This is a genomic window from Bacillus sp. EB106-02-03-XG38 (genome assembly GCF_058792175.1).
Genome location: NZ_JBYTED010000001.1, coordinates 1,303,349 through 1,324,160, shown reverse-complemented (window position 1 = coordinate 1,324,160; position 20,812 = coordinate 1,303,349). Strand labels below are relative to the sequence as shown.

16 protein-coding genes, 4 pseudogenes and 1 riboswitch are annotated in these 20,812 nt (G+C 34.9%); of the genes and pseudogenes, 17 read left to right on the top strand and 3 right to left on the bottom strand.

Features of this window, described 5'->3' with window-relative positions; genetic code table 11:
• Window positions 1-60 precede the first annotated feature (60 nt).
• The 5 genes and pseudogenes from cypD (at window position 61) to AC3WTI_RS06750 (ending at window position 5,838) form a co-directional block, all read left to right on the top strand.
• Window positions 61-3,258 (top strand): bifunctional P-450/NADPH--P450 reductase, encoded by a 3,198-nt coding sequence (cypD, locus tag AC3WTI_RS06770; protein ID WP_253621593.1) that lies wholly within the window; start codon window positions 61-63, stop codon window positions 3,256-3,258.
• Window positions 3,259-3,518: 260 nt separating this feature from the next.
• Window positions 3,519-3,626: pseudogene (locus AC3WTI_RS06765) on the top strand (ABC transporter ATP-binding protein); the annotation flags it as partial.
• A gap of 181 nt (window positions 3,627-3,807) precedes the next feature.
• Window positions 3,808-4,314, top strand: a complete 507-nt coding sequence (locus tag AC3WTI_RS06760) for a GNAT family N-acetyltransferase (protein ID WP_087956714.1) — start codon at window positions 3,808-3,810, stop codon at window positions 4,312-4,314.
• Between the two features lie 368 nt (window positions 4,315-4,682).
• Window positions 4,683-5,432, top strand: a complete 750-nt coding sequence (locus AC3WTI_RS06755; protein ID WP_048543649.1) for a class I SAM-dependent methyltransferase — start codon at window positions 4,683-4,685, stop codon at window positions 5,430-5,432.
• Window positions 5,433-5,532: 100 nt separating this feature from the next.
• Entirely contained in the window at window positions 5,533-5,838 is a 306-nt protein-coding gene (locus tag AC3WTI_RS06750) for a monooxygenase (RefSeq protein WP_087956715.1), read from the top strand.
• 135 nt (window positions 5,839-5,973) lie between these two features.
• On the opposite strand, the pseudogene AC3WTI_RS06745 reads toward AC3WTI_RS06750, so the two are convergent.
• Window positions 5,974-6,210 (bottom strand): annotated as a pseudogene (locus AC3WTI_RS06745) (DUF6241 domain-containing protein); the annotation flags it as partial.
• 106 nt (window positions 6,211-6,316) lie between these two features.
• Between AC3WTI_RS06745 and AC3WTI_RS06740 the strand changes: the two are divergent.
• Complete coding sequence (locus AC3WTI_RS06740; protein WP_001120973.1) at window positions 6,317-6,649, top strand: DUF1904 family protein; 333 nt, start codon at window positions 6,317-6,319, stop codon at window positions 6,647-6,649.
• Window positions 6,650-6,701: 52 nt separating this feature from the next.
• Here AC3WTI_RS06740 and AC3WTI_RS06735 read toward each other — a convergent pair.
• Window positions 6,702-7,025 (bottom strand): annotated as a pseudogene (locus AC3WTI_RS06735) (hypothetical protein).
• A gap of 47 nt (window positions 7,026-7,072) precedes the next feature.
• Window positions 7,073-7,465 carry a VOC family protein gene (locus tag AC3WTI_RS06730; RefSeq protein WP_087956717.1) on the bottom strand — a complete coding sequence of 131 codons (393 nt, stop codon included), beginning with the start codon at window positions 7,463-7,465 and terminating at the stop codon, window positions 7,073-7,075.
• 111 nt (window positions 7,466-7,576) lie between these two features.
• Here AC3WTI_RS06730 and AC3WTI_RS06725 point away from each other — a divergent pair, with 111 nt between their 5' ends.
• The 11 genes and pseudogenes from AC3WTI_RS06725 (at window position 7,577) to AC3WTI_RS06675 (ending at window position 20,803) form a co-directional block, all read left to right on the top strand.
• Window positions 7,577-9,886 (top strand): AAA domain-containing protein, encoded by a 2,310-nt coding sequence (locus AC3WTI_RS06725; protein WP_142286550.1) that lies wholly within the window; start codon window positions 7,577-7,579, stop codon window positions 9,884-9,886.
• Between the two features lie 75 nt (window positions 9,887-9,961).
• Window positions 9,962-10,063, top strand: a riboswitch (SAM riboswitch).
• A gap of 88 nt (window positions 10,064-10,151) precedes the next feature.
• Complete coding sequence (locus AC3WTI_RS06720) at window positions 10,152-11,357, top strand: M20 family metallopeptidase (protein WP_097840760.1); 1,206 nt, start codon at window positions 10,152-10,154, stop codon at window positions 11,355-11,357.
• A 324-nt stretch (window positions 11,358-11,681) separates the two neighbouring features.
• Window positions 11,682-12,930, top strand: a pseudogene (locus tag AC3WTI_RS06715) (MDR family MFS transporter).
• Between the two features lie 491 nt (window positions 12,931-13,421).
• Window positions 13,422-15,122, top strand: a complete 1,701-nt coding sequence (gene hscC / locus AC3WTI_RS06710) for a molecular chaperone HscC (protein WP_087956722.1) — start codon at window positions 13,422-13,424, stop codon at window positions 15,120-15,122.
• Entirely contained in the window at window positions 15,122-16,402 is a 1,281-nt protein-coding gene (locus AC3WTI_RS06705; RefSeq protein WP_087956723.1) for a J domain-containing protein, read from the top strand. The genes hscC and AC3WTI_RS06705 overlap by 1 nt, the downstream gene beginning before the upstream one ends.
• Before the next feature lie 12 nt (window positions 16,403-16,414).
• On the top strand, window positions 16,415-17,092 hold the full coding sequence (locus AC3WTI_RS06700; RefSeq protein WP_087956724.1) for a DUF1266 domain-containing protein: 678 nt from the start codon (window positions 16,415-16,417) through the stop codon (window positions 17,090-17,092).
• A gap of 443 nt (window positions 17,093-17,535) precedes the next feature.
• Window positions 17,536-17,841: an arsenical resistance operon transcriptional regulator ArsR gene (arsR, locus tag AC3WTI_RS06695; protein WP_000046018.1), complete on the top strand. Its 306-nt coding sequence runs from the start codon at window positions 17,536-17,538 to the stop codon at window positions 17,839-17,841.
• Between the two features lie 60 nt (window positions 17,842-17,901).
• Window positions 17,902-18,339 (top strand): ArsI/CadI family heavy metal resistance metalloenzyme, encoded by a 438-nt coding sequence (locus tag AC3WTI_RS06690; protein WP_097840759.1) that lies wholly within the window; start codon window positions 17,902-17,904, stop codon window positions 18,337-18,339.
• Window positions 18,340-18,357: 18 nt separating this feature from the next.
• On the top strand, window positions 18,358-19,398 hold the full coding sequence (arsB, locus tag AC3WTI_RS06685; protein ID WP_087956726.1) for an ACR3 family arsenite efflux transporter: 1,041 nt from the start codon (window positions 18,358-18,360) through the stop codon (window positions 19,396-19,398).
• Between the two features lie 25 nt (window positions 19,399-19,423).
• Window positions 19,424-19,828: an arsenate reductase (thioredoxin) gene (gene arsC / locus AC3WTI_RS06680; protein WP_087956727.1), complete on the top strand. Its 405-nt coding sequence runs from the start codon at window positions 19,424-19,426 to the stop codon at window positions 19,826-19,828.
• Window positions 19,829-19,972: 144 nt separating this feature from the next.
• Window positions 19,973-20,803, top strand: a complete 831-nt coding sequence (locus tag AC3WTI_RS06675; RefSeq protein ID WP_097840758.1) for a GNAT family N-acetyltransferase — start codon at window positions 19,973-19,975, stop codon at window positions 20,801-20,803.
• Window positions 20,804-20,812: the final 9 nt, after the last annotated feature.

The following is a 20,812-nucleotide window of genomic DNA, read 5'->3' as shown; positions in this document are numbered from 1 at the left end:
CTATCTTCTTTTTATTGAATGGAATATTTTATTTTATATTTTTTTGAAAGGGTGTTTTTAATGGATAAAAAAGTATCTGCCATTCCTCAACCGAAAACATATGGATTGCTGGGGAATCTTCCATTAATCGATAAAGATAAACCGACCCTATCCTTTATCAAGATAGCGGAAGAGTATGGTCCCATTTTTCAAATTCAAACTTTAAGTGATACCATCATTGTCGTTTCTGGACATGAACTGGTAGCAGAAGTCTGTGACGAAACACGATTTGATAAAAGTATAGAGGGTGCTTTAGCGAAAGTTCGTGCCTTTGCTGGAGACGGATTATTTACAAGTGAGACTCATGAGCCTAACTGGAAAAAAGCTCATAATATTTTGATGCCTACATTCAGCCAACGGGCAATGAAAGATTATCATGCTATGATGGTCGATCTTGCCGTACAACTCGTTCAAAAATGGGCACGGCTTAATCCGAATGAAAGCGTAGATGTACCGGAGGATATGACTCGCCTTACATTGGATACAATTGGTCTATGTGGTTTTAATTATCGATTTAATAGCTTTTATCGTGAGACCCCTCATCCTTTTATTACTAGCATGAGCCGTGCTCTAGATGAGGCGATGCACCAATTACAGCGGCTGGATATAGAAGACAAACTCATGTGGAGAACGAAACGTCAATTTCAGCATGATATTCAATCTATGTTTTCTTTAGTAGATAATATTATTGCCGAACGTAAAAGTAGTGGAAATCAGGAAGAAAATGATTTACTTTCCCGTATGTTAAATGTGCAGGATCCGGAAACTGGTGAAAAATTAGATGATGAAAATATTCGTTTCCAAATTATCACTTTTTTAATAGCTGGGCATGAAACAACAAGTGGATTATTATCTTTTGCAATTTATTTTTTATTAAAGAATCCATTTAAATTGAAAAAAGCCTATGAAGAAGTAGATCGGGTTTTAACAGATCCCACTCCAACATACCAACAAGTTATGAAACTAAAGTATATCCGGATGATTTTAAATGAATCGCTACGTCTATGGCCTACTGCTCCAGCATTCAGTCTCTATGCAAAAGAAGATACAGTGATTGGTGGGAAATATCCGATTAAGAAAGGAGAAGATCGTATTTCTGTTCTTATTCCACAGCTACATAGGGATAAAGACGCGTGGGGAGACAATGTGGAAGAATTCCAACCTGAACGATTTGAAGAGCTGGATAAGGTTCCTCATCATGCTTATAAGCCATTTGGAAATGGTCAACGAGCATGTATCGGTATGCAGTTTGCACTTCATGAAGCTACACTCGTAATGGGAATGCTTCTTCAACATTTTGAATTCATTGATTATCAAGACTATCAGCTGGACGTAAAACAAACATTAACGCTAAAGCCTGGTGATTTTAAAATTAGGATTCTACCCCGAAATCAAACTATTAGCCATACTACTGTTCTTGCGCCTAAAGAGGAGAAACTGAAAAACCATGAAATTAAGCAGCAAGTTCAGAAGACCCCTTCTATTATTGGGGCCGATAATCTTTCACTTCTTGTTCTGTATGGATCGGATACAGGGGTAGCAGAAGGTATTGCAAGAGAACTAGCAGATACAGCTAGTTTAGAAGGTGTTCAAACGGAAGTGGTAGCTCTTAACGATCGAATTGGAAGTCTGCCAAAAGAAGGAGCGATTCTTATTGTAACTTCTTCTTATAATGGAAAGCCGCCAAGTAATGCAGGGCAGTTTGTGCAATGGTTGGAGGAATTAAAACCGGATGAGCTAAAAGGTGTTCAATACGCAGTGTTTGGTTGTGGAGATCACAATTGGGCTAGTACTTATCAGAGAATTCCAAGATACATTGATGAGCAAATGGCTCAAAAAGGAGCAACAAGATTTTCTAAACGCGGGGAAGCGGATGCAAGTGGTGATTTCGAGGAACAGCTCGAGCAATGGAAACAAAGTATGTGGTCTGATGCGATGAAGGCATTTGGATTGGAACTTAACAAAAACATGGAGAAAGAACGCAGTACATTAAGTTTACAATTTGTTAGTCGTCTTGGAGGATCTCCTCTTGCCCGAACATATGAAGCAGTTTATGCATCTATACTAGAAAATCGTGAACTTCAATCATCTAGCAGTGAAAGAAGCACGCGACATATTGAGATATCTTTGCCAGAAGGCGCTACGTATAAAGAAGGTGACCACCTTGGGGTGCTGCCAATTAATAGTGAGAAAAATGTCAACCGAATTTTAAAACGCTTTGGATTAAACGGGAAGGATCAAGTCATATTGAGCGCAAGTGGGCGTAGTGTAAATCACATACCTTTAGACAGTCCTGTTAGTTTATTTGACCTTCTTAGTTATAGTGTAGAAGTGCAAGAAGCAGCCACTCGAGCACAAATACGAGAAATGGTGACATTCACAGCATGCCCTCCTCATAAAAAGGAATTGGAATCATTATTGGAAGAAGGAGTTTATCATGAGCAAATATTAAAGAAACGTATATCAATGTTGGATCTTCTTGAAAAGTATGAGGCTTGTGAAATTCGATTTGAACGCTTTTTAGAACTTCTTCCTGCGCTCAAACCGCGTTACTATTCTATTTCAAGCTATCCACTCGTTGCACAGGATCGTCTGAGCATTACGGTTGGTGTTGTTAATGCACCTGCATGGAGTGGGGTAGGGACATATGAAGGAGTCGCTTCTAATTATTTAGCTCAGCGACAGAATAAAGATGAGATTATTTGTTTCATTCGAACGCCACAATCAAACTTTCAATTACCTGCAAATCCAGAAACACCAATTATCATGGTTGGACCAGGTACTGGAATTGCACCATTCCGTGGATTCTTGCAAGCGCGTCGTGTTCAAAAGCAAAAAGGTATGAATTTAGGACAAGCACATCTATATTTTGGTTGTCGTCATCCTGAAAAAGATTATCTCTATCGTACAGAACTAGAAAATGATGAAAGAGATGGATTAATCTCTTTACACACAGCTTTTTCTCGCTTAGAAGGACATCCTAAAACATATGTACAGCATTTAATAAAAGAAGATAGAATCAATTTAATTTCGTTATTAGATAATGGAGCACATCTTTATATATGTGGTGATGGAAGTAAAATGGCTCCTGATGTAGAAGATACCCTTTGTCAAGCATATCAAGAAATTCATGAAGTCAGTGAACAAGAAGCAAGGGATTGGTTGGAACGTGTGCAAGATGAAGGACGATATGGAAAAGATGTTTGGGCTGGAATCTAAATTCTTCTTAATTAGATAAGTAATATTTCATTCACGAACTTCTTTCGACTAAGTATAATTGTAAACAAAATAAACTGCCTTATAAAAACCCTGTATTTTTTATTGAATATGGGGTTTTCTTATTTTTAAATAAAAGGGGCGTATATGTTGATTCAAAATCCAATAATCTTTATGCATTATATACACAACATGTTAGATTTGAAATACTTAATAAAAAGGGGAAACATCAGGGAGAAGTAGACTTTAATTTAAACTCAACAAAATGCGTAATTGTTGTTACTCATTCACAAGAAGTTGCAAAAAAATCAGATCCAGCATTTTATTTAAGTAAAATGAAGTTAGTAGTAAACGAAATTAAGAATAGTTAAGAAAAAGCTATTTTTGTCCTTAATTAACATAATTTTCGAAATGTATGAATGCTAATATTTGTTATATGATATATTTATCAAATTATTATTCATGTAGTTTCTATGATGAATCTGTAAGATAGTTTAAGGGTTGAATGTGGATTTGAAATAAAGAAACGATTTTTTGAGAGGAGAAAAGTAAATGTTTATAAGAACAGAAAGATTATTAATACGAAATTTTGAGTTCAAAGATTGGCAAGATGTCCATGAGTATACATCAGATAGCAATGTTATGAAATACATACCTGAAGGGGTTTTTACTGAAGAAGATACAAGAAACTTTGTAAATAGAAATATGGGTGAAAATGCAGAGAACTTTCCTGTGATACTGGTAGATGAAAATATTCTGATTGGTCATATTGTTTTTCATAAATATTTTGGTGACCATACTTATGAGATTGGGTGGGTATTCAATCCTAAATATTTCAATAAAGGATATGCTTCTGAAGCAGCACAAGCTACATTAAAATATGGGTTTAAGGAAATGAAATTACATAGAATTATAGCTACATGTCAGCCCCAAAATACCCCGTCATATCGATTGATGGAGAAAATTGGAATGAGAAGAGAAGGATATTTCAGGAAGTGTATACCCCGTGGAAATGAATGGTGGGATGAATATTATTACGCTATTTTAGAAGGAGAGTAGTGTCTCAGAACGCATTGTTTAAATCAAAATCATAATTAAAATCATGCTATCCTTTTTTGAGAATTGCTTGGCCCATAAAATAATTAAAATGTGGGCGGTGCTCTATGCCCATCAAGCTAACATTATATAAGTTTAATTTCATGTGAGATTTTTGAAAATTAAAATAAAGGTTAATTTTCTTAATACAGTATAGTATCTCCAGCAGTTTATTCAGCAAACGGGCAGGATTGTGAAAGTATTGAGTTCGGGATATCTTCCTAAAAAACATTACTATAATAAAAGGATGACAAAATTTTTATGGTTAGTATGATAATTTGGAAACAGAAGTCAGCTTAATCTATGAAAAACTTATCAGAGGAGTGATGTAAGTGAAACAAAATGTTTACGATAATCCGAATTTCTTCAAAAACTACACAGCGTTGCGTGAAAGTGGAATAAACGCTAATGACTTCATAGAACAGCCAGCAATCAAATCATTAATTCTGTGTTTGAAAGGAAAATCGGTATTAGACTTGGGTTGCGGTGATGGTCATTTTTCAAAGTATTGTATAGAAAATGGTGCAAAAAACGTAGTAGGTGTAGACATATCCAAAAATATGATTGAACGTGCTAAAAAGTTAAATCAGGATGATAACATAGAATTTATGTGTCTTCCTATGGAGGATATGGGACTAACCAATCAAAAGTTTGATCTGATTATAAGTTCCCTCTCTATACATTACATTGAAGATTACTCGGCAATGATTCAAAAGATTAATGAACTATTAAAAAGCAGTGGTGAATTTATCTTTTCAACCGAACACCCAATAGCAACAGCTCGCAAAGGGAGCAACCATTGGATAAAAACTGAGGATGGTAATAAATCACACTGGGCATTAGATAATTATCAAGAAGAAGGAATCAGAGTACACAACTGGTTTGTTGACGATAGTGTGGTTATCTACCATAGAACAGTTGCCACATTAATAAATACTTTAATTGAACACGGGTTTTCGCTGGATAAAATAATCGAACCACAATCAACTTTGGCAGGGATAGAGAAAATGCCAGATTTAATAAACGAATCGCGAAGTCCATCTTTTATTATAATCAAGTCAAAAAAACAAAATAATATTTAAAAATATCTACCGCAATCTGGGAGCTTTTATTGAATTATGAAAACAGCCGTTAAACTGTATGCATTCGAATTGAAAATATTGAACATAGGAGTGAGTGAAAATGGCATATGTATTACAAGTTGATTTTCCGTTTGAAGGTCCTTTTGGTGAAGAAATGGAAAAAGCATTTTGGGATTTAGCAAAAAGTATTAATGAAGAAGAAGGATTCCATTGGAAAATATGGACGGAGAATGCAGAAACGAAAGAAGCTGGAGGCATCTATGTATTTGAAGAAAAACAAGATGCTGAAAAATACGCGGAAATGCACAAAAATAGACTTCAAACATTTGGTGTTAAAGATATTAGAGTAAGAATTTTTGCCATCAATGAAAAGTTAACGAAACTGAATCGTGGTTATAGTAAATAATGAGGGACTCAGAATTCAAAAAAGAAGGGGATAATCCCTTCTTTTTTGAATTGATGCTACAGAAAGAATAGCGTTTTTTTATTGTAGGGGCATCTCTTTTTGATAGTTTGATAGCAATGTAATAATACCCCGTTATTATTTTTCAGACTTTCCTTGTTCTAGAATGTATGCTTCTTCTTGTTCCGGTGTCGCTAATTCGTATGCTTGACCAGTGCCGTTATTGTCCAATTTCCATAATAAATTATGCTCCTCAACGGATTGAGAGAAATCACCTTCATACCAACGAACCAAAATCTTGAGGTACTGTTCTTTATGTTGTAAGGTTCCACTATTACTTTCATCAATTACTCGACGTACTGTTTCGATGTTTTCTGCATTCTTAAGAATGTCATTGAAGTGTACGAATAGATGTTAGTGCGGCAAAATAAATTGTGTTATGATATGAGGAAATATAAAGCTATGTAACGGAGGGAATAACATGCCGCATGTTGTGTTTCGTGGAATTACTACTGAACAATTAAAGAGCATAAGCAAGCCATTAGTAGAAGAGCTCGCAGAAATCTGTGAGTGTGGTACGGATAATTTCACCTTGGAATTACCAAGTTCTACGTTTGTATTCAATGGAGAAGAAATAGAAGCGTTTCCTCTTATTGAAGTGAAATGGTTCGAGCGTGGACAGGAAATTCGTGATCGATTTGCCAAGGCCATTACTACATATGTAATGGATTTTGGACTTCCAGAAGTAGAGGTTGTATTTACGGTTTTCACAGAATCAGCGTATTATATTAACGGAAAGCATTGTGCAAGTTAGAGCTATTGGAAAGATTTTTATAACATTAAGAAAAGAAATAGGAGAGAATATCCTATTTCTTTTTATTTCTATAAAAAAATATAATTGCTAAATCTAAAGTAATGATAATAATTAGAAGAAATACTTCTATAAGTGCATCAGTTTTCCCATGTTGCAAAGACTTTATAAAGAAATCCCATTCTGTTTCATAGGGAGGCTCTGCTCAATTTCGTTGCATTCCTAGCACGATTCCATTTATGAAAAAGATAATACTTAATAGAATTTTTCCAACAAATACGGCAACTACTTTTAAATTCCAGTGTCTTATCTTAATTACATACAGGATTGAAAAGAGTATAAGGATCCAAAAAATAATAATATAGATTGTATTGTTCATTCTTTACTCCTCATAAAATACTTGTTTTAAACCCGCAAAATAAAGGTTTATTTCTCCGTCTCAAAAAACTCAATCCACTCTCCATCAGGACCAGCGAAGAATATGTAACGTGTTCCATCTGGTAATGTTTCAATTTCTTCTCCTAGTAAAAAGGTTACTTTATGTTTCTTTAGTCTTTTAATTTCATCTTCTAATGAATCCACTTTAAAGCAAATGTGATGTACTTTTCCTTCTGCCGGAAGAGAAGAGTTGTAGCCTTCAATGAGTTCGAGTATCGTTTCCTTCGATTCTTCCACACCTAAAAAAGCGAGTTTTAAGTTTGGATTCGGGTGCCCCATCCGTTTAATGAGCTGTAATCCAACTACTTCTTCATAAAATGAGATAGATGCTTCTAAGTTTGCGACCATAAGTCCGATGTGTTCAATTCTTCTAATTGGCATAAAGATCCCTTCTTTCTGAAAATTATATACAATATGTTATTGAAAATTAAGAAAATAAGCAAGATAAAAACCTTACAAATTTTAGCTTGTTATATGGTATAGTGAGAAAGTATGTTTGGGGAGAAGGAAGGAGATTATACGATGAATACACCTACTCAAACTCCTTCATTATCGGAAACGATGAAAGAGTGGCATTATGCATTAGCGTATGAAATTAAACATTGGAAAACGATAGGTGGTAGTAAAATTTCTATCATGAACGGTCGTTTTTTATATACAGATTATGAAAGTACAGTATATGTATTTCAGCTTATTTCAGAAGTAAGCTTACCGGAAGGTTCACCAATTCGAATTGAGTTTGATGGTGAGGAAGCGACAGGGGAAGTATTATCTGTACATGGATTAGAAATAGAACTGAAATTAAATGATTATATACAAGGTGAAATACGAGAAGCTGTTTTATATAGTGAACCGTGGCAATTGTTAGAGCAACTGCAAGAGCGATTGAAAGAAGCACGTAAAGATAAGTTAAAACGTAATCGTATAAAGCGTCTTGTTGACGGGACGAGCAGTCCGAAACATATTGAGAAGATGAAAAATCCGAAAAATGAATTGGCGTATCGTTCATTTTACAATCCGACAACGTACGTGTGGGGACCGCCTGGAACAGGGAAGTCTTACAATTTATCACGTATTATTTCGGCGCATTATCAAAAAGGAAAATCGGTACTTGTATTAGCTCATAGTAATGCGGCAGTGGACGTATTAATGAGTGAAGTAACGAAGCAAATTGAAAATAAAAAGAAATGGACGCCTGGCGAAATTGTTCGTTACGGTTATAGCCAGCATGATCATATACGAAATCATGAAACGTTACTTGCGTCGAAGTTAGTTGAAACGACGAACGGATCTTGGGGAGAAGAAAGACTCTATTTAGAGGAAACACGCCAAGATCTTCGTGAAAAGATTTTATCATATAAAGCGACTTCTGCTGATAAGAAGCGTATACAAGAGATTGAAAGTGATCTTCGAAAGCAAAAAGCGAAAATTAAGGAAGTAGAAAAAGAATACATTGAAAATGCGAAAGTAATCGGAGCAACTTTATCGAAATGTGCGATTGATTCACTGATTTATGAGCGTACATTTGATTTAGTTGTCGTAGATGAAGTGAGTATGGCATATGTTCCGCAAATTGCGTTAGCTGCTTCACTTGGAAAACGCATTGTCGTATGTGGTGACTTTTTACAGTTACCTCCGATTGCGATGGCGAATCATGAACTCGTTCGAAAATGGCTTGGGGAAGATATGTTTTATCATGCTGGGATTGTTGAGTCTGTCAATAAATCAGAAGCACATCCGAACCTTTTTATGTTGCAGGAACAAAGACGTATGCATGTAGATATATCGAAGTTTACAAACTCATTTATTTATAAAAATAGAGTATATGATCATCCGTCTGTTTCAGAACGTAAAGAACTTGCGAGACTACAACCGTTCGCAAATGAGGCGAGTGTTTTATTTGATACGAGCTTAATGGGAGCCTTTTCTTTAAAAGATGCTGCATCTGGTTCTCGTTTTAACATTATGTCTGGTTTAGTAGCGATGCAAATGATGTTAATTGGACTGTTAGACGGTGTTCAATCGATTGGTATTGTTACACCTTACAGAGCGCAATCCCGCTTTTTATCAACGTGCATGAGAGAAATGTTGCAGAAAACGAAGTATCGTCACATACCTGTCTTAGCGGCAACAGTTCATAAGTTTCAAGGGTCTGAAAGAGATATGATGATTTTTGATACAGTGGATAGTTATCCGCAAGAACGTCCTGGTGTGTTATTCTTTGACCATAAAAATCATCGCCTTGTCAACGTAGCAGTGACAAGGGCGAGAGGGAAGTTCATTCAATTATCAGATTGCCATTATATGCGTAAAAACCTTTCGAGAAAACAAGCGTTATCACAATTAACAGCTCATATAGAACGTCACGGAGATGTGTATGATCGCACAACATCAAGACAATTGTGGGAGCGGAAAATTTCAAAACGTTTACGCTGGTTTATGGAAATGAATCTTGAAGAGCCGAAGGGGGTATTGAAAGATATTTTAGCCGCCAAACGAAAGATTATTATTTCACTTCCAAGTACAAAACAAGTGGATAAGCGAGTATGGCAAGCGTTAATGCGTACAAATGCGCAAATAACAGTGTATAGTGATGGACCAGTTCCATTAAAAAATGTAAAGTTACAAAGACAAAACAAAGCATTCCCATTTATCGTAATTGATGATGACATCTTCTGGGCAGGCGCACCGCTCACATCTCAAATGACGTTTGAAGGTAGTACGGAATTTCCGTACGTATGTGCAAGACTGCAAGCACCAGAAACAATTGGTGTATTAAAAGGATTTTTAGATATTCGGTAAATTCGGATAGGAATTCCTTGACTTTTAATCGGAATGAACTTAGAATGAATGTAATTTAATATAATTTTATGAAAATTCTTATCACGAGAGGTTGAGGGACTGGCCCTATGACACCTCGGCAGCGGATTCGTTATGAATACTGTGCCAATTCCAGCAAGGTAACTTGAAAGATAAGAAAGAAGCTCATTTTGACTGTATATGCAAAAGCCTCTTTCTATCTTTTAGAAAGAGGCTTTTTTACGTGAAAATATAAGGGGGAAGAAAAATGGGAGCGACTGGAGTAACGTCACAAAGAAAAACAATTGAAGAGAGCATTGAAAGAAATAAGGAAAAGTACATAGAAACAAGTCACGATATTCATGCGAATCCAGAGATTGGTAACCAAGAGTTTTATGCATCGAGAACGTTAAGTTTATTGCTAGGGAGCGCAGGGTTTCAGTTGCAGCACAATATAGCCGGACATGAAACAGGTTTTATCGCACGAAAAAGTTCAGGAAAACAAGGACCAGTTATCGCATTTTTAGCTGAGTATGATGCTTTACCAGGACTCGGTCATGCGTGTGGTCACAATTTAATTGGCACAATTAGCGTTGCGGCAGCAATCGCATTATCAGAAACGCTTGAAGAAATTGGTGGGGAAGTTGTCGTGTTTGGTACTCCGGCTGAAGAAGGAGGGCCGAACGGTAGTGCGAAAGCGAGTTATGTAAAAGCTGGTTTATTTAAAGATATTGATGCGGCACTTATGATTCATCCGAGCGGAAAAACAGCGACAACGAGTCCGTCACTAGCAGTCGATCCACTTGATTTTCACTTTTACGGAAAAACAGCTCATGCAGCAGCTTCACCAGAAGAAGGAATTAACGCATTAGACGCGATTATTCAGCTGTATAACAGTATTAATGCACTTCGCCAACAACTTCCGTCCGATGTGAAAATTCATGGCGTTATTACTGAGGGCGGAAAAGCGCCTAATATTATCCCAGACTACGCCGCAGCAAGGTTCTTTATCCGCGCAGCAACGAGAAAAAGATGTGCGGAAGTAACAGAGAAAGTAAGAAATATCGCAGAGGGAGCAGCATTAGCAACAGGTACGAAAGTGAAAATTCATCAATTCCAAAATGAAATCGATGAACTACTCGTAACAAAAACATTTAATGACGTCGTAGCCGAAGAACTAGAATTACAAGGTGAAGACGTAAACCGTAAAGAAAGATTTGGCATCGGCTCAACAGACGCAGGAAACGTCAGTCAGGTCGTACCGACAATTCACCCGTACATTAAAATCGGACCAGATGACTTAATTGCACATACGAATGAATTTAGAGAAGCAGCTCGTTCAGAACTTGGAGATAAAGCATTAATTACATCCGCAAAAGCACTAGCAAATACAGCGTATCGATTAATTACGGAAGAAGGGTTGTTAGAGAAGGTGAAGGAGGAGTTTAGAGAGGCGCAGAGGAATCAAGGGTAAGGCGCTTTTTCGAATATAAATCTAATTCATATGCAGAAATAATAGAAAAGAACATTGAATAATCAATGTTCTTTTCTATTTATGAATCATTTATTTCTTTAGTGATATCTTGAATCTGGTCTAGTCTAGTTTAATAGTAACGGTGATCTGTGAGTTCGAATTGCATTAAAGGATAATAACTAGAGAATGTGTTGTAATTAATATTTATATTTCTATATTAATTTGTAAAATAAATTCAATTTATGTTATTATATTTCCCTTGGACTGACAGTTTATAGAATGTACAGTGAATATTTGACAAGTTAAAATAGGGGATGTATTACGTTGAAATGGTTATTTTGGGACAGAAATTTAAAAACTAGATTGATTGGCGAAACTATGTTCAATACATTGTTTTGGATGTATTTTCCGTTTATGGCAATATACTATAGCGATGCTTTTGGTAAAGCAATTGGCGGAATTTTAATGGCAATTATACCTCTTGTAGGCATAATAGGTAATTTGTTAGGTGGATATTTAGCTGATCGATTAGGGCGTCGACCTGTCATGCTATTAGGCACAATCATACAAGTAGCAATGTTTGCGGTTTTTGCTTTATCTCATTCACATTGGATTAATTATTTAGCCTATATTGGTATTGGAATTAGCGGGGCAATATACAGTCCAGCAAGTTCTGCAATGATAGCTGATATAGTGCCAGAAAAGGATAGAAGGGTAGTCTTTGCCACTTTTGTTACAGCAAATAATATTGGTGCTGTATTTGGACCGGTGTTAGGTTCATTTTTCTTCTTTCATTATCGAAGTGAATTGTTATGGACTTGTACAATTGTTACATTTATTTATTTTATAGCAATCTATTTCATAATTAGAGAAACGCTGCCCGAAGCTTCTAAAAATGATGGAGATAACAATCCAATATCAAAAATCTTTAAAGAACAATGGAATAATTATATGAAAATTTTTAGTGATAAAATTTTCTCACTTTATATAGTTACTGGAATATTCATTATGATAGCTTTCATGCAGCTCGATCTTTATCTTGCATTATATGTAAAGGAATTTGTACCAACTCAATCTCTTTTCTCGTGGAATATTGATTTATTCTCTTTGAGTAATACTGAAATTTTCGGATGGATGATGGGGTTAAATGGGATTTGTTTGTTTTATGTTCTTTACCTGTTGCAAAATACTTTAGAATTGGAGCGACCGAAATGTTTTAATTGTCTCTAATGTTTTATTTGGAACCGGTATGTTTTTAATAGGTCTAACGACGAATATATGGTTACTGTTTGGCTTTATGGCAATATTAACTATTGGGGAATTGATTCGTTCGCCAGTTGTGCATAGTTTTGTCAGTAAATATGCACCTGAAAATTCTAGAGGACAGTATATGGCAGCATCTAATTTACAGTTTACCATTGGGCGTTTTATTGCACCAATAATGATTGTATTTTCTACATGGCTATCTCCAATTGTTGTGTTCGGAATTATATTACTTTGTACCCTTGTTAGTGCAGTTTTCTATGTGAAAGTATTTCGTATGATTTCAAATACAACTATGCATAATGAATGATCAATTATTAAAGAAGCTTGTAAATCAATAACAAGCTAATAAAATACCATTTAAAAACGCTATTTTTTTCCGTTGAATCATAGGAGAGAATAGCGTTTTTGTATGTGTAATTTTGTAGAAGTGATAAAGTTTAGGAGGGAACAGTTTCAGGAAGCTAACGTATACTTTGCTGCTAAAGTACACCGTACATGTTTTTTAGTAAATAAAATTTGGGTGATGAGCGTATAGCGAGTAGCGGTTATTCCTGTGTGGTTTTTGTATTTAGATGGAAGAGAGCCTAAGGATGGATTGGGAATGAAATTTCAATGACTGGCAGTTTTAAACGATTCTATTATAAAATAAGTATCTTTTTTATAACTTAACAAAGTATTTCATTTAACTAGATTAAAATAGGTTTTTTACATTTAGAAAGTTCAGTATTATTAGTTTCTTACATACTTTTCCTATTTGTAATGGTATAGTAAAATATAGTAAAAAGAGAGGGGATTAGTATGGCGATAATTGGAATTGATTTAGGGACAACTAATAGTTTAGTAGCGACATGGTCGGAAGATGGTGCAAAGCTTATTCCTAATGTTTTAGGTGAATTTCTCACACCATCGGTAGTTAGTATAGATGAAACGGGTGAAATTTTAGTCGGGCGTATTGCGAAAGAACGACTTATTACGCATCCACAACTAACAGCAGCAACTTTTAAACGTTTTATAGGAACAGAGAAAAAATATGAGTTAGGTACATATACTTTTTCATCTGAAGAACTATCATCTTTTATTATTAAATCTTTGAAACAAGACGCAGAAGCGTATTTAAATGAAGAGGTTACCGGTACTGTAATTAGTGTCCCTGCCTATTTCAATGATACGCAGAGAAAATCAACGAAACGTGCAGTGGAAATAGCAGGATTAACAGTAGAACGCCTCATTAGTGAACCGACAGCTGCGGCAATTGCATATGGCTTATACCAAGAACAATCAGAAACAAAATTTCTCGTATTTGATTTAGGTGGAGGAACTTTTGATGTTTCCATTTTGGAATTGTTTGAAGGGATAATGGATGTAAAATCTATTGCGGGTGATAATTATCTTGGTGGTGAAGATTTCACAAAAAGTTTAATGACATTTTTCCTAGAATCCCATCAACTGAATCCAGATTCACTTGATTCAAAAACATTATCATTAATTTATACACAAGCAGAACGCTGTAAGCTTGCTTTGTGTAATGAGTCAACTGCAACTATGAATGTTGTGATTCATAATCAAACATATGAAACAAGTATAAATAGGGGGGAATTCGAAAAGATTGTAACGCCGCTACTGTTACGTCTTCGTTATCCAATTGAACGTGCTCTTCGCGATGCTTCGTTAAACCCAAATGATTTAGACGCTGTCATTTTAATTGGTGGAGCTACTCGAATGCCTCTTGTGAAATCTGTTATTTCTAAAATGTTTGGGCGTATGCCTTATGCAAATATAAACCCAGATGAAACTGTTGCTTTAGGTGCTGCAATTCAAGTTGCCTTAAAAGAACGAAATAAGGCGTTGGAAGAAGTGATTTTAACCGATGTTTGTCCATATTCTTTAGGAACAAGTGTTGTTCAAGAATTTGGAGATGGTAAGTCAGAGTCTGGGTATTTCTTCCCTATTATAGAAAGAAATACACCAATTCCTGTAAGTAAGGTGGAGCGACTATATACAGTAAAGGATAGACAACAATTTATAACTATTGATGTCTATCAAGGAGAAAACCGTAGGGTAGTAAACAATTTGAAACTAGGTGAGCTTAAAATCAAAATTCCTCCTGCTCCTGCTGGAAATGAGTCGGTTGATATTCGTTATACATACGATATTAATGGCATTCTTGAAGTCGAGGTAATAAGTACATCAACTGGGGAAAAGAAAAGAACAATCATACAGCAAAACGCTGGAAATCTTACAGATGAAGAAATAGAAAAGAGACTTTTAGAGTTAAGAGATATTAAAATTCATCCGAGAGATAGAGAAGAAAATCGACTACTTCTTGCAAAGTGCGAAAGACTTTATGAAGAGTTGCTTGGTGATGAACGTAAAAAGATTTCTATATTACTACAACAATTTGAGAGAGTGCTCACAACGCAAAATGATAAAAAGATTAAAGAAGCTTCCAGTAAGTTAAAAGAACATATTGAAAGTATGGAAAGGTGGGCAAATCGCTAATGAGTATTTGGGATACATTGGAGATTGAACCTACTGACAATATTTCAGTGATTAAAAAAGCTTATGCAAAACTCCTAAAAATACATCATCCAGAAGATGATCCAGAAGGATATCAAAGAGTAAGAGAAGCGTTTGACCAGGCAGTGAAAAGTGCAAAAAATATGAAAGATAAGCAGTCGATTCAAATAGATGAAATAAATGCACCTGATAGGGAATTTGTATTTTCCCCATGGACTGACAGTGATGCGGAAATTGCTACTACTACAGTTACTGAGCATCCAGTCTATACATTCATGGAAAGTGTTGAAACGCTTTATGATGATTTCTTTGCACGGATTGAGCAGGGAAATTGGGAAGAAATATTACGTTCAGATGTGATATGGGATGTTCAATATGCAGCAGCACTACAAGATCAGTTAATTGAATTTTTCTTATATCATTATCACTTCCCACATTCGATTTGGGAATTAATCGATCAAGTATTTCGATTCAGTGAACAAAAAGATGATTTAGTAAATGAATATGGAGAAGATACAATCCGATTTTTATTAGAAAGAATTAGCGGCGAAAAAGAAATGCGTTATGATATTTTTGAAAAAAATGATAATTTAGATTTTGAGTTGTATTTCTATATACGGGAAGAAATCCAAAGGAAGCTGTTAGCGAATGAATTAGTGGATGTAAAAGAAGAACTGGATCGTGCGTTGGCAATGTATCAAAGGGACCCTGAATTATTACGTATGCAAGGTATTTATTACTTACGTATAGGCAATAAAGAGAAGGCATTACAGGCATTTAGCAATATTCAATCAATTGATAAAGATGATCCAGATGCATTATTATATCGTGTCCGTATTCAGTATAATTCTGGGAAATTTCACGATGCTATCAAAGATTGTGAACATCTTCTTTCTGTCCATCCGGAGCATATGGATGCGATGCTCATGATGACAAAATGTTTAGAAAAAGCGGGAGAAATAGAGAAAGCTGAAAAAATAGTGCAGGATGCTTTACAAATAGATATGAACCATGTTGAGTTTCTTTCATACTTCAATTCATTTTTGGCACAAAGCGGAAAGAAACCAAATAAACCAGGGTTTACAATGGCCTATGTATTTGGTTGGATATTGATGTATAGTGGCATGTTTTTAAGACGTACTTGGGTGTATATTTTCTTTTTTATTCTTGCTATTATTACGCGACTACCTTTCAAATATATCCTTCTTCTTCCGGTTGTTTGGGAAGCGTGGAAGTTTTATAGACTGAAAATCAAAATATAAGGAGGAGCTTAGGTGTTCGTTTCAAGAAAGAAAAAACAGGTAAAACAATATTTACGAAGCATGTCTACTATATGTATGGGTACTTATTTTCTTATTCATTATTTTACAAAATATGAATTTACATTTATAAGAGACCGTATACTTGGGAAAAAGTTTTTGAAGGAGCAATTACGAAGATTTGATTGTAACGAACCAGCACAATTGAAAGAAATGATTGAGTGGTTATTAAAAGAAGGGTCACGCCAAGAATTTCAAACGATGTACAATCAATTAACTCCTCTTTCAGAAGCAAAGCGGAAGTTATTACTTTCAGGACAAGCAAGCGATGAAAAAATGTACGTTGTGAATTACTCATTACACATGTTACCGGATGCTGGAATTGCTGCATTTGATTATGCATGGTGTATTTGTTTAAGTCGAATTGGTAAAAGATTAGGTTATTTATCTAAAAAAGAAGCGGAACATTATATGATACAAGCGGCAAAACTTGCTCAAAACTCCTATTCAGATTGGAATGAGTATTTTCTTGCTTTTCATATCGGTAGTCATTTTAATAAATTGGATATAGAGTTCAAGAACAAAAATAAATACAATCTTATGTACACATTGGATATGTTTAGAGTTAAAGATTCTTATGTGCATACAATTGCATGGAAAAATGACCTCCTTACAGATATGAAGAAAGGATAATGTTTGAGAGGAAAACCTTACAATTGGACTGTATGATATTAAGATTGATCATAAATACTACTTCACCAGATGAAGAAGTATTAATATGGTCGTTTGAAAATTTAAATGTAGTGCCATAACAGTGTCTTATGTTAAATCAATTGAGAAATGAGAAGGTGTTTCAAAGAGTCTTCGGTTAGAGTTGATACTTCTCATTTCGTATAAAAATAGTACGTTATCCTATTTGTGAGAATCATAGTAAGGATAACGTACTATTTTTTCTGTTATGTAATCACATTAAAATATAATGATTTACTAAGGAGCTAAAGGTGTATTCTTTATAAGATGTGAAGGAAGAGAAGGTTAAGTTAATCAAAAAAATTGATTAATAAGTTGCATATAAAACTCATCTGCGTATATACTATAAACATCAAAAAAAATTGATGAAGGGAGAGTGAACTAAAATGGCACAAGATTTTCAGCTCTATGAGAAAAAATTCAAAGCATTAGCGGATCAGAAGCGTTTAGAGATTATGTATGAACTTTGCCAACGAGGCCAGACTTGTGTATGTGATTTAACAGAGGTTTTTGAAATGACGCAATCTAAGTTGTCCTATCATTTAAAGATTTTATTAGATGCAGGTTTAATTGTAAAAGAAACAAAAGGTACGTGGAGTTATTATGATTTAAATGATGCGGAAGTAAATAATTTATTATCAGAAGAATTATGTTGTATCTTTAGAAAAACAGGTAAAGGTAGCTGCTGTTAAAATTTTAATTTATTAATCAAAAAAACTTGATTAATAACATATAAAGAGGAGGAATAAGCTATGAGATATGTTCACGTTGGTATAAATGTTACGAATTTAGTGAAGTCTATTGAATTTTACGAAAAGGTATTTGGTGTGTCACCAGTTAAGGTAAAAGTGGATTATGCAAAATTTTTATTAGAGACGCCAGGACTTAATTTCACGCTGAACGTACGAGATGAAGTGAACGGAAATCAGGTAAATCATTTCGGTTTCCAAGTGGATACAGCTGAAGAGATTACAGTACATAAAGAAAGATTAGAAAAAGAAGGTTTCTTTGCGCGTGATGAGATGGATACGACTTGTTGCTATGCAGTTCAAGATAAGTTTTGGGTAACGGATCCTGATGGGAACGAGTGGGAATTCTTTTATACAAAAGCACAAAGTGCTGTTCATAAAATAGAAGAGGTATCATGTTGCACGACTTCTAACGTAGTAGAAAAAAATTCTTGTTGTTAATAGGAGATGGAAAATAAAATGAAACGTTTATCTTTTCTAGATCGATATTTAACACTATGGATTTTTCTAGCTATGGCTGTTGGGATTGGTTTAGGGTTTGTGTTTCCTAGTGTAGTAGACGGACTGAATACATTACAAGTTGGAACAACGTCTATCCCGCTTGCTGTTGGTTTAATTGTCATGATGTATCCACCATTAGCAAAGGTTCGTTACGAGGAAATGGGCCGTGTATTTAAAGATGTAAAAGTATTGGTTTTATCTTTAGTACAAAACTGGATTATTGGACCTGTACTTATGTTTGTTTTAGCAATTATTTTTCTTCCAGATAAGCCAGAATACATGGTCGGACTCATTATGATTGGTTTAGCACGTTGTATTGCAATGGTAATCGTTTGGAACGATCTTGCAGATGGGGATAAAGAGTATGCTGCAGGTTTAGTGGCTTTTAACTCAGTATTTCAAATGTTATTCTTCTCCGTTTATGCATACGTGTTTGTAACAGTCATTCCAGAATGGTTAGGAATTGAAGGGGCTATTGTCGATATTACAATGGTAGAAGTAGCGAAATCCGTATTTATCTATTTGGGGATTCCTTTTATAGCAGGTATGTTAACACGTTTTGTACTTGTTAAGTTAAAAGGAAGACAATGGTATGAAAAAGTATTTATACCGAAGATTAGTCCACTTACATTGCTGGCACTACTATTTACAATCATCATTATGTTCTCCTTAAAAGGGGAAATGATTGTTAGCGTACCATTAGATGTAGTAAGAATAGCAATTCCATTACTCATTTATTTTATTGTCATGTTTTTTGTTTCTTTCTTTATGGGAAGAAAAATTGGTGCAAACTATCCGGTGACTACAACGTTAGCATTTACAGCAGGTAGTAATAACTTTGAGTTAGCAATTGCTGTAGCAGTTGGTGTGTTTGGTATTCATTCAGGCGCAGCATTTGCAGCTGTTATCGGACCGTTAGTTGAAGTACCTGTAATGATTGCACTTGTAAACGTCGCTTTTTGGTTTAAGCGTAAATATTTTAATGATCAACCAGTATAATTTAAAAACAAAGGTGGAAAACAACATGGAAAACAAAAAGACAATTTATTTCTTATGCACAGGAAATTCATGCCGAAGCCAAATGGCAGAAGCATGGGGCAAACAATATGTAGGAGATAAGTGGAATGTATATTCTGCAGGAATCGAAGCACATGGAGTAAATCCAAATGCGATTAAAGCGATGAAAGAAGTAAAAATAGACATAACGAATCAAACTTCGGATATAATTGATGTAAATATTTTAAATAACGCTGACTTAGTTGTTACCCTTTGTAGTCATGCAGATTCTGTTTGTCCTTCGACACCTCCGCACGTAAATCGTGTTCACTGGGGATTTGATGACCCAGCAGGAAAAGAATGGTCTGAATTTCAACGTGTTCGCGATGAAATTGGAGAACGTATAAAGCAATTTTCTGAAACAGGGGAGTAAAGTAAAGAGTCAATCTTCTATTTTATAGGGATTGGCTCTTTTTTATTATCTGCTTCTTTGGTTTAAAACAACTATTAAAACGAATAGAGAATATTCTGTCATGGTGGTAAAGTTAGAATAGAGCAGTTTCAGGGGGGATAACATATGATTTCTGAATTAAACAAGGATGATTTTTATAAATGTAACAGTTTACTAAATAAAAAAGGACAATTAGAAGTAAAAGCTGTAATTGCAGGAGTGAATCCTGGTCGTATATTTGTAGATAACATGACTTCTCCTAGTTCGGGACTCATTTGGTTAGGGAATAATGATGGCTTCTTCTTTATTGGAGATGCTGAAAATGAAAAATTTAATAATGAAATGAATAGCTTTATTGATAATGTAATAATACTTGAGGCTAGAAAGGTTGGACTAACTTGCTTTGAAGCAATCGGTAATCATTCAAAGTGGAATAAAACAATCGAAAAAATATTTCACCATCGTAATTTAAAGAGTTGGAATCAAAGAGTGTATACGCTAAAGGAAGAAGATTATGTGGGGAATCATGAACCTAAAATTGAACAAGGGTATACAGTGATAAAAATGAGTAAAGCTCTCTATGAAAATCAAGGGAATGTATTGAAGAATGTTGAATTTTTACAATCAAAAATTTTAGAGTTTTGGTCCTCTCCTGATGAGTTTTTTAACGAGGGAATAGGCTATTGTATAGTTTTTAACAACATGATTGTAAGTGTATGTTTTTCAGGGTTCGTTTTTGAAAATATACATTGTATAGATATTGAAACGATAGAAGGTCACCAAGGGAGAAAATTAGCTCAAACAATAGCTCATAGTTTTGTAAAAGAATGTTTGGCGAATCATATCATTCCATATTGGGACTGCATGGAAATAAATAAGCCTTCTGTGGCCGTTGTAGAAAATGTAGGTTTTACAAATGTGTTTAATTATGTAGGTTATTATTTTTCTTTTGAGTAAATGAAGTGT

What these genes read in the sequence shown, in the direction of transcription:
- AC3WTI_RS06705 (WP_087956723.1), top strand. Translation starts at nt 15,122, where the DNA reads ATGAGTATTTGGGATACATTGGAGATTGAACCTACTGACAATATTTCA.
- arsR (WP_000046018.1), top strand. Translation starts at nt 17,536, where the DNA reads ATGGCACAAGATTTTCAGCTCTATGAGAAAAAATTCAAAGCATTAGCG.
- arsB (WP_087956726.1), top strand. Translation starts at nt 18,358, where the DNA reads ATGAAACGTTTATCTTTTCTAGATCGATATTTAACACTATGGATTTTT.
- AC3WTI_RS06760 (WP_087956714.1), top strand. Translation starts at nt 3,808, where the DNA reads ATGTTTATAAGAACAGAAAGATTATTAATACGAAATTTTGAGTTCAAA.
- cypD (WP_253621593.1), top strand. Translation starts at nt 61, where the DNA reads ATGGATAAAAAAGTATCTGCCATTCCTCAACCGAAAACATATGGATTG.
- hscC (WP_087956722.1), top strand. Translation starts at nt 13,422, where the DNA reads ATGGCGATAATTGGAATTGATTTAGGGACAACTAATAGTTTAGTAGCG.
- AC3WTI_RS06750 (WP_087956715.1), top strand. Translation starts at nt 5,533, where the DNA reads ATGGCATATGTATTACAAGTTGATTTTCCGTTTGAAGGTCCTTTTGGT.
- AC3WTI_RS06720 (WP_097840760.1), top strand. Translation starts at nt 10,152, where the DNA reads ATGGGAGCGACTGGAGTAACGTCACAAAGAAAAACAATTGAAGAGAGC.
- AC3WTI_RS06740 (WP_001120973.1), top strand. Translation starts at nt 6,317, where the DNA reads ATGCCGCATGTTGTGTTTCGTGGAATTACTACTGAACAATTAAAGAGC.
- AC3WTI_RS06690 (WP_097840759.1), top strand. Translation starts at nt 17,902, where the DNA reads ATGAGATATGTTCACGTTGGTATAAATGTTACGAATTTAGTGAAGTCT.
- arsC (WP_087956727.1), top strand. Translation starts at nt 19,424, where the DNA reads ATGGAAAACAAAAAGACAATTTATTTCTTATGCACAGGAAATTCATGC.
- AC3WTI_RS06730 (WP_087956717.1), bottom strand. Translation starts at nt 7,465, where the DNA reads ATGCCAATTAGAAGAATTGAACACATCGGACTTATGGTCGCAAACTTA.
- AC3WTI_RS06725 (WP_142286550.1), top strand. Translation starts at nt 7,577, where the DNA reads ATGTTTGGGGAGAAGGAAGGAGATTATACGATGAATACACCTACTCAA.
- AC3WTI_RS06675 (WP_097840758.1), top strand. Translation starts at nt 19,973, where the DNA reads ATGATTTCTGAATTAAACAAGGATGATTTTTATAAATGTAACAGTTTA.